The 9123-nt window shown below is 70.0% G+C and carries 7 protein-coding genes; 2 read left to right on the plus strand and 5 right to left on the minus strand.

The features are described 5' to 3' along the window. Together rnr and rlmB are read left to right on the plus strand one after the other, a co-directional pair. Window positions 1-2380, plus strand: a 2380-nt coding sequence (rnr, locus tag NON22_RS15555) for a ribonuclease R (RefSeq protein WP_257387865.1), incomplete at its 5' end; no start/stop codon positions are given. Then, the gene (gene rlmB / locus NON22_RS15560; RefSeq protein WP_257387866.1) at window positions 2377-3117 is read left to right on the plus strand and encodes a 23S rRNA (guanosine(2251)-2'-O)-methyltransferase RlmB; all 741 of its coding nucleotides are present in this window, start codon (window positions 2377-2379) and stop codon (window positions 3115-3117) included. The genes rnr and rlmB, both read left to right, overlap by 4 nt. A 500-nt stretch (window positions 3118-3617) precedes the next feature. Here rlmB and NON22_RS15565 read toward each other — a convergent pair whose 3' ends face one another. From NON22_RS15565 to NON22_RS15585, 5 genes are all read right to left on the minus strand, one after another. Further along, entirely contained in the window at window positions 3618-3971 is a 354-nt protein-coding gene (locus NON22_RS15565) for a hypothetical protein (protein ID WP_257387867.1), read from the minus strand. 203 nt (window positions 3972-4174) lie between these two features. Next, a complete protein-coding gene (locus NON22_RS15570; protein ID WP_257387868.1) occupies window positions 4175-4618 on the minus strand; it encodes a hypothetical protein in 444 nt (147 codons plus the stop codon). Between the two features lie 133 nt (window positions 4619-4751). Beyond that, window positions 4752-7328, minus strand: a complete 2577-nt coding sequence (locus tag NON22_RS15575) for a serine/threonine-protein kinase (protein ID WP_257387869.1) — start codon at window positions 7326-7328, stop codon at window positions 4752-4754. After that, window positions 7312-7896: an ECF-type sigma factor gene (locus NON22_RS15580; protein ID WP_257387870.1), complete on the minus strand. Its 585-nt coding sequence runs from the start codon at window positions 7894-7896 to the stop codon at window positions 7312-7314. Before NON22_RS15580 ends, NON22_RS15575 begins: the two co-directional genes overlap by 17 nt. A gap of 288 nt (window positions 7897-8184) precedes the next feature. Continuing rightward, window positions 8185-9123: CPBP family glutamic-type intramembrane protease (locus NON22_RS15585; RefSeq protein ID WP_257387871.1), on the minus strand; the 939-nt coding region annotated here is incomplete at its 5' end.

Raw genomic sequence — 9123 nt, forward strand, 5'->3', positions numbered from 1 at the left:
CGCCGCCGACGAGGCGCCGCGCACGCGCAAGCGCGCGACGGCGACGCAGGAATCGCCGCGCGGCGCGAAGACGCCGGCCACTGCGCCGCGCGCACGCGGCGGCACCGCCAACACGCCCGACACGCCGCGCGCACGCGGCGCCGCAACGGAGGCACCGGCGAAGGCGCGCAAGGGCGCGCCGGCGGCGACGGGCGCTGCGGCTTCCGATCCTTATGCCGAGCGCGAACAGCAACGCTACGAACACCCGATCCCGAGCCGCGAGGCGATACTCGCGTTCCTGGCCGAACAGGGTCAGCTCATGAACGCCGAGGCCATCGCGAAGGCGTTGTCGCTGACCCACGAACGCGACTTCGGCGCACTGACCAAGCGGCTCGCGGCGATGCTGCGCGACGGCCAGCTGATCCAGAATCGCCGTGGCGGCTACGGCGTCGCGCAGAAGCTCGATCTCGTGCCCGGCGTCGTGCTCGCCAATCCCGACGGCTACGGTTTCCTGAAGCCCGACGCCGGCGGCGAGGACCTGTATCTGTCGCCGTACGAAATGCGCAAGGTGTTGCACGGCGACCGTGTGCTCGGCAGCATCGTCGGCGTCGACCGCCGCGGCCGGCGCCAGGGAGCCATCGTCGAGGTGCTCGAGCGGCGTTCGCCGCGACTGGTCGGACGCATCGTCGAACAGGACGGCCTCGTGCTCGTCGCGCCCGACGACCGCCGCCTGCACCAGGACATCCTGATCGCGCCGGGCAAGGATCTCGGCGCTCGCTCGGGCCAGATCGTCGTCGCCGAGATCACCGAGCCGCCGGGGCTGCACCGCGGGCCGATAGGCCGCGTGCTCGCCGTGCTCGGCGAGCGGCTGACGCCGTCGCTGATCGTCGAGATGGCGATCGCGAGCCACGGCATTCCGCACGAATGGCCCGAAGCGGCGCTGCGCGACGCGGCCGAGGTCGAGCCCGAAGTCACCGCGGCCGAGATCGCCGGCCGCAAGGATCTGCGCGGCGTGCCGCTCGTGACGATCGACGGCGAGGACGCGCGCGACTTTGACGACGCCGTATTCGCCGAGCCGGTGCCCGGCGGCTTCCGGCTCGTCGTCGCGATCGCCGACGTCTCGCACTACGTGCAGCCCGACAGTGCGCTCGACGAGGAAGCGTACAAGCGCGCGACGTCGGTGTATTTCCCGGGCTTCGTCGTGCCGATGCTGCCCGAGACCCTATCCAACGGCATTTGCTCGCTGAACCCGAAGGTCGAGCGCCTGTGCATGGTCTGCGACATGCAGGTCGACCACGACGGCGAGGTGCGCAAGTCGAAGTTCTACCCGGCCGTCATGCGCTCGCACGCGCGCCTGACCTACAACCAGGTCTGGCGCGTGCTCGGCGAGAAGGACGCCGCGGCGCGCGCGCAGATCGGCAGCCTGATGCCGCATATTGAACATCTGTACCAGCTCTACAAGGTGCTGGCCAAGGCGCGCAAGAAGCGCGGCGCGATCGATTTCGAGAGCGCCGAGGTCAAGTTCCGTCTGGCGCCGTCGGGCGAGGTCGTGCAGCTCGGCGCCGAGCCGCGCAACGATGCGCACAAGCTCATCGAGGAATGCATGATCGCGGCGAACGTCGAAGCCGCGCGCTATCTGAGCAAGCTGCACATGCCGGCGCTGTACCGCGTGCACGAGCCGCCGCCGGAGGGCAAGTACCAGGACTTGCTCGAGTTCCTCAAGGACTTCAGCCTGAAGATGCCGCCGGCCGCCGAAGTGGAGCCGGCCGATTTCGCCGGCCTGATCAAGAAGATCCAGAAGCGTCCCGACGCGAGCCTGATCGAGTCGGTGCTGCTGCGTTCGCAGTCGCTCGCGGCCTACCAGCCCGACTGCGGCGGCCATTTCGGGCTCGCGCTCGACGCGTACGCGCACTTCACCTCGCCGATCCGCCGCTATCCGGACCTGCTCGTGCATCGGGCGATACGCCATGCGCTCGCCAAGGAAAAGCCGTCCACCTACCGCTATTCGCCGGCGGCGATGGCCAGCATGGCCGTGCACTGCTCCAACTGCGGCCGCCGCGCCGAGGAGGCCGAGCGCGACGTCGACGAGCGCTACAAGTGCGCATGGATGGAGAAGCACGTCGGCAGCGAATTCGACGGGATCGTCTCGGGCGTGACCTCGTTCGGCCTGTTCGTCGAGCTGACCGAGTCCAAGGTCACGGGCCTCGTGCACATCACCCAGCTGCCGAACGACTATTACCATTTCGATCCGATACGGCACCTGCTGACCGGCGAACGCCGCGGCCTGAAGTTCCGTCTCGGCGACGCCGTACGCATCCAGGTGCTGCGCGCGAGCCTCGAGGAGCGCAAGATCGATTTCCGTCTCGTTGCGGAAGACACCCAGGAGAAGAAGCGGCGATGAGCCATGAGCTGCTCGTAGGCATCAACTCGGTCGAGGCCGCGCTGAGCCACGATCCCAAGAACATCATCGAACTGTTCATCGAGACCGGCAGCGCGAATGCGCGGCTCAAGGAGCTGTCGGAGCGCGCGCGCGATCTCGGCGTCAAGCCGCACGGCCGCACGCGCGAGCTGCTGGACCGCATGACCGGCGGCGCGCGACACCAGGGCGTCGTCGCGCAGTACCGCGCGGCGCCCCCGCGCAGCGAGGCCGACCTGGCCGCGCTGGTCGAGGCGGCCGGACGCGAGGCGCTCGTGCTCGTGCTCGACGGCGTGACCGATCCGCACAACCTCGGCGCCTGCCTGCGCAGCGCCGAAGCGGCCGGCGTGACCGCCGTCGTCGTCACCAAAGACAAGGCCGTCGGCATCACGCCGATCGTGCGCCGCGCTTCGGCCGGCGCCGCCGACCGCGTGCCCTTCATCGCGGCGACGAACCTCGCGCGCACCTTGCGCGCGCTCAAGGATGCCGGTGTCTGGCTGGTCGGCCTGGCCGGCGAGAGCGAGCAGGATTTCTTTCGCGTCGACCTCAAGGGACCCATGGCCATCGTCATCGGCAGCGAAGGCGAAGGTCTGCGCCGGCTCACGCGCGAGCAGTGCGATTACCTCGCGAAGATACCGATGCGCGGGGCCGTCGAGAGTCTCAACGTCTCGGTCGCGACCGGCATCGCGCTGTTCGAGACCTTGCGTCAGCGAGGCAGCTGAAGCGGCGAGACGTCGAACGAGCCGCAGCGGCTGGCTGCGGCGCGTCGTTGCGACCGGTTCTGCTGCGTTCGAGGTTGCAGCGAATGCGCGGCGAGGCGAGCTCGCGTCGCGGAACGTCCCGTCGCTTGTTGCGATGCAGCGTTGCGCACGGCAGGGGAGAGCAGCGGAGCGCAGAACAACCGAGCGCTGAGCAGGCGTCGATGATCGTCGGCCGGTGCTTCGCGTCGGTCGGATGCCGCGCCACGCCGATCGGGATTGGCGCGAGCGTCGCCGAAGAACCGCTGCGATCGTCAGGCAGGAATGCCCGCCTAGCAGTGGCATCGGTCATTCGTGCCGCGGATGTTCGAGCTGTCAGTATGCGGCCGACGATCGACGGCGGGTTTCCGTACCGCAGAGAGGCGGCCGCTCGCGCGGCAGTCACGACTGAAGCGCAGACGCCGATCCGAAGACGCGCCCGCGCGGCGACCGGGGATGCGGCCGCGGCATGGAACTGCCGATGCTCAGAGCGAAGCCGCGAGCGCGGCGCTGTCGAGATGTTTGGCGCCGGCGCAGGCCGGCAGGCGGTGCGTGGCGGTTTCGACATAGCCCGCCGGCGTGATGACGCTGACGGCGATCGTCGTGGAATGGTCGGCGCAGACGACGCGGCGGCGGGCCAGATCGGCCGTGTCGCCGACGATGGCCGTCCTGCCGGTCGCTTGCCATTCGTAGCGAAAGGCGGCGCCCTGCGGCCAGACCTCGCAGCGATAGCCGTCGCGGGTCGCAGCGCAGCTCAGGTTGGCGGCGCCGGTGGCGCCCGAAAAAATGACCGCAAGTCCGACGAGACTGCAGCGCAACAGAATGGAGCCGATCGGCATGTGCTTCCCCCGCGGTAGGCCGGACGGTAGTGCCAAGTGGATACCGCGCCGCAGTCGCCACGCTCAGGGGGCGCGTGACGACTGCGGTGCGACAGGGCGTTGCGGAGCCCGATGGACACTACTCGGAAGCCGAGCCCGTCAGGGCTCACGATGCCGATACCGAAATTGTTACCAAGCGTTACGCGATGCGGTCGATCTCCGTGTCAGTTGCAGCCCGGCAGCGAAACCGAGGTCTCGGCGCTGGCACCGGCAGGACTGACGACCGTGACAGAGACATCCTTGGCGTTGCAGTCGAATTCCCGGGTCGCGTCGGCCGTCGGATAGGCATCGGCGGCGGAGTTGTCGCTCGCGGACCAGGCGTAGCTCAGATTGTCGCCCTGCGGCCAGGCGGTGCAGGAATACCCGGTGGTGTTCCGCTCGCATTTGAGCTGCGGGTCCGGCGGCGGCTGGTCGGCCGGCGCATGGTCGATGACCAGCGCGTTGACCGAGTCGCAGCTGTTGTCGGTCGACGGCGCGACGAAGACGTAGCAGCCGGACTCGCAGACCGAGCGCATGCGCCAGTCGCAGTATTCGACCTGAGCATGGCTGCTGGTGCTGCTCAGCGCAGCGGCGGCACTTAGGACAAGAGTAAATATCGTACGGTTCATGGTCAGCCCCCCTTAGGCTATGGGTCTTGCAGTCACGAAAAAGGAATGTGGAGCGGGAATTTGCCGACGCGGTGCGGACGGAGCCACACCAGCCGATGCTACAAGCGTACGCGGAAAATCTACGTGTATCGGCTCAGCCGTTGTTGCCGGAATCGGCGGCTGGCGTCACCTCGACGTTGACCTCGAGCGCTTCCTCGGCGCGCCGGCAGCGTTCGGCGACGTCATTCGGCACGGGCTGCGCGTCGCAGCCGGCGCCTTCGGCGGCTTCGCGCAACAGTGATTGGTATGTCGCATGGATGGTCGCGCGCGTCGCGCGCGCCTGCGCCTCGCTGAGCGGATCGACGAGCAGGGTCAGTGCGTCCGCCGCACGCCGGCCCTTGAGCAGAAAACGCGCGAAGTTGTTGCGCCAAAATGCCGTAGGCATTCGGCTTTCTTCGCGAATACGCTCACCGCGGTCGAGCACGTCGCGGTACAGCGCCTCGGCTTCGGCGTCGTTGCCGCCGAGCTCGGTCAGCATCTGCGCGAGGTTGAACGCCGTGCGCAGAGTGTTCGGATGATCCGGGCCCAGCGAACTGCGCCACGCCGCCAGCGATTCACGGATTGCCTGCACGCCTTCGCTGCGCTGACCGGCTTCGGTCAGCGCGACGCCGAGCGAACTGCGCGCCTGCGCCGACACCGTGCTGGTCGGGCTGTAGACGCGGTCCACCTCGGCGACGACCTTGCGCGCTTCCGGTACCGCGGCCGCGGCGCCGCGGGCGCGTCGCAAGGTGTCGAGCCGGTACAGGCGCACCAAGGTCAGGCGCGGATGATCCGACGCCAGCTCCGCGTGCTGCCAGGCCAGGGTCTGATCGAGCAAGGTCAGCGCCTCCTGGTTGCGGTCGGCCGTGCGCAGCGCGCCGGCCAGCTGCAGGCGCGCGAGCACGGCCGTGTCGTCCGACGGCGGCCGCAGTCGCGTGTCGCGTACGGCGTCCTGCAGATAACCGATTGCGCAGGGCGTGTCGCTGCGGTGATAGCACAGCATGCCCATGGCGAGCTCCCACTCGGCCGTGGTGCGCAGGCCCAGCGCGGCGGCGCGCTGGAGGCGCTGTTCGGCCGTGGAGTATTCGCCGGCGCTGGTGCGGGCACGCGCCTCTAGCACGAGCAGGTTGCCGAGGCGTTCGGGCGGCAGGCCGGCTTTTTCGGCGGCCTGGACGGCGCGCTCTGCCAGGTCGCTGGCCTGCGGGCTCAGGCCGACGGCCAACTCGACTTCGGCCAGGGTGCCGGCCAGGTCGGCATAAACGTCGGGCTGCGTATCGAACGTGGCTTCCAGCGAAGGCCGCGCCGCTTCGAGCACGCTGCGCGCCGTCACGTTCGCACCGGTGACGCCGGTCGGGTTGGCCGCCGCGAATGCGTTCTTGAGCAGCCCGACAGCGCGCTGCGCGCGGTCGCGTTCGTGCGTGATCGCGATGTTCTGGCGCACGATGGCGACGAGGGCCGCGGCGATGGTCAGGAACAGCACGGCGCTGAGCGCGGAGGCGACGCGATGGCGCGAGACGAACTTGCGCCAGCGGTACCAGCGGTCGCTCTGGCGTTCGCGGATCGGCTGTTCCTTGAGCACGCAGTCGATGTCGTGGTCGAGCTGGTCGACCGTGCCGTAGCGCTCGGCCGGCAGCTTGCGCAGGCAGCGCTGCACGATGTGTTCGAGATCGCCGCGCAGCGCATCGCGCAGCTCGCGCACGGTCGAACAGCCGCGCGCCTGGGCCAGCACGAGGTCGCCATCGCCGACGCGGCTGGCCATCGGCGGCGGCGGCAGCTGGCGGATCGCGGTCTCGATCTCGCCGGGTGTCATCTGCGCGAACGCGAACGGCAGCCGGCCGCTGAGCAGTTCGTACAGCAGCATGCCGAGCGCGTGGATGTCGCAGGCCACCGTGATCGGGCCGCCCGTGAGCTGTTCGGGCGCGGCGCTCGACGGCGTCAGGAAGCGGTCCATCGTCTGCGTCGCGTTGACGTTGCCGAGCCGGCCCAGCGGCTTGGCGATGCCGAAGTCGAGCAGACGGATCTCGCCGTCGTCGCTGACGAGCACGTTGCTCGCCTTGATGTCGCGATGCACGACGAGGTTGCGGTGCGCATGGGCGACCGCGGCGAGCACCTTGCGGAACAGCACCAGGCGCTCGGCGATGCCGAGCGTGCGCGCGTCGGCCCAGCCGTCGATGGCCTGGCCGCGCACGAACTCCATGACCACGTACGGCGTGCCGTCGGCCGTGGTGTTGGCGTCGATCAGACGCGAGATGCCCGGGTGGTCGAGCGCGGCGAGGATCGCGCGCTCGGTCGAGAAGCGCCGCAGCAGGGCCGGATGCAGCAGGTCGCGGCGCACGAACTTGATCGCGACCTCCTGGCTGAAATCCGGGCCGCTGCGTGTGGCGCGGAACACGCGGCCCATGCCGCCGCTGCCGATCTCCTGTTCCAGCGTGTAGCTGCCGAACTTGAGTCCCGGGCGCAGCGCGTCGGCGTCGAGGGCGTCCAGGCTGGTCTCGACCAGACCCAGCGCCGTGCGCGGCTCGCTGCCGAGCAGGCTCTGGTCGCGCTCGATCAGCCGGGCGAGTTCGTCGGCGAGTCCGGCGTCGTCGGCGCGGCAGCGCCGGATCAGCTCTTCGCGGGCGACCGGATCGAGATCCAGCGCCTCGTCGAACAGCTCCCCGAGCCGGCGTATGCGCTCAGCCGGCGTCTTCATCGCCCGGCACCACGTCCAGCCGTTCCGCGAGCCAGGCGCGCGCAAAGCGCCATTGCCGGCCGACGGTGGCGCGCGACGAGCCGCAGACCTCGGCGATCTCTTCCTTGGTCAATCCGGAGAACAGCCGCAGCTCGACGACGCGGGCCGCTTCGGGCGCGGCCTGGGCGAACTCGGTCAGGGCCTGGTCGACGGCTAGCCAGTCGACGTGATCGCCCTGCGACGGCGCCTCGCGCTGGTTCATGTCGTCCAGCGCGATGAACAGCTGGTCGCCACCGCGCTTCTCGGCCTGGCGTTCGCGCAGGTAGTCGACGACGACGCGGCGCATCAAGGTCGCGGCGATCGCATGGAAATGGGCGCGGTTCTGCCAGTTCACGCCCTGCTGCGCGTGCAGGCGTTCGTAGGCTTCGTTGGCCAGCTCGGTCGCGCGCAGCGTCAGGGCGCCGCCGTGGCGCCGGACCTGGGCACGCGCCAGTTCGCGCAGCACCGGATAGATATCCGTGGCCAACGCATCTTCGACGCTGCGATCGCCGCGTTTCCAGCGATCGAGCAGTTCCGTGATCGAGGACATCACAACCCCCTGCTTGCGATCCGCAGTGTAGCCCCAGTGCGGCCGCAACGGGTACGCCGCAGGACCTCGGTCCACAGGCCGATCCGGCGGCAGTTGCGCGATCGGATTGCCGAATCTGCGGGCTGCGCCTCGGTCGGCGGCCAACGCGTCCGTCCCGCACCGGCCAGACGAGACGGGGGCGTCGGCGGGGCATGCCGGCCGGCTCCGAGGGCCGCCGCAGGAGACGGCCGGTTGCGCGGTTTGCGGCGTTTTTCACATTGGCGCGACGTCGGCGCGCGGCCGCTGAGGTCAGAGGAAAAAACGCAGACTGACTTCGGCCGAACGCAGCCAGTCCGGCGGCAGGCCCGAGGTCAGTACCAGCGCCGCGGCGACGTGCGAGACGGCCTGCGGCAGCAGGCTGCGTTCCTGCAGCCAGGCCGTGCTCCAGAGCAGGCCGCCGGCGAAGGTCGCCAGCATCAGTGCGGCGTTCGGCGCGTGCAGCAGCGCAAACAGCGTCGCCGCGGCCAGCACGGTCCAGTGCAGCGGCAGGCCGGCCAGGCGCAGACGATCGGCGAAAACGGCGCCGATCAGGTATTGCTGCAGCAGCGCCCAGAGCAGATAGCCGGCCGCGGCCGCCGGCGCGACCGCGGCCTGGCCGTTCGGACGGCCGAGCGCCAGCACGATCAGCAGGCTCAGCAGCGGCGCCGCGGCCGCATGGATCAAGGCCCGCCACCCGCCGAACCAGCGCCAGCGCTGGGCCGTGTCGCTGCGCGCGAGTACGGCGACATGGAGGGCGGTCAGGCCGATCGCGATCTGTGCCGATCGGCTCAGGTCGTCGCCGATACGCAGGCCGACCACGAGCCACAGCGGCAATGCGACGGCCACGGCGGCCTGCGCGACAGCCCGCACCGCACGCGCCCTGGGCCGATACCAGCTCGCGATCATCAGCACCGCGGCCAGCGGCAGGACGATCGGGTCGAAGTCCACGCACGGGACGGCATTCGCCGGTGTGCGCAGCGCCGCGGTCACCGCCGTGCCATCGGCTGCTGCGACGACGATCGCGGCGGGTTCGGTCTCGCGCAGACGGTCGCGACGATGCAGCAAGGCCTCGGGGCGCAGCGCGGTGTCGACGCGGAACAGCGGTGGTTCGTTCACGGGCAGCGGCAGCGCGGTGTCGGCCGGCTGCCAGGCCGGCGGCGCGCGCCACGGAGCCGCATCGCGCGGCAGCAGCGCGATGCCGCGCAGGTG

The sequence above is a fragment of the Tahibacter caeni genome, assembly GCF_024609805.1.
GTDB lineage: Bacteria > Pseudomonadota > Gammaproteobacteria > Xanthomonadales > Rhodanobacteraceae > Tahibacter > Tahibacter caeni.

Bases quoted from the DNA above. Each gene is read 5' to 3' on its own strand.
- rlmB (WP_257387866.1), top strand. From the start codon at position 2,377: ATGAGCCATGAGCTGCTCGTAGGCATCAACTCGGTCGAGGCCGCGCTG.
- NON22_RS15565 (WP_257387867.1), bottom strand. From the start codon at position 3,971: ATGCCGATCGGCTCCATTCTGTTGCGCTGCAGTCTCGTCGGACTTGCG.
- NON22_RS15580 (WP_257387870.1), bottom strand. From the start codon at position 7,896: ATGTCCTCGATCACGGAACTGCTCGATCGCTGGAAACGCGGCGATCGC.
- NON22_RS15570 (WP_257387868.1), bottom strand. From the start codon at position 4,618: ATGAACCGTACGATATTTACTCTTGTCCTAAGTGCCGCCGCTGCGCTG.
- NON22_RS15575 (WP_257387869.1), bottom strand. From the start codon at position 7,328: ATGAAGACGCCGGCTGAGCGCATACGCCGGCTCGGGGAGCTGTTCGAC.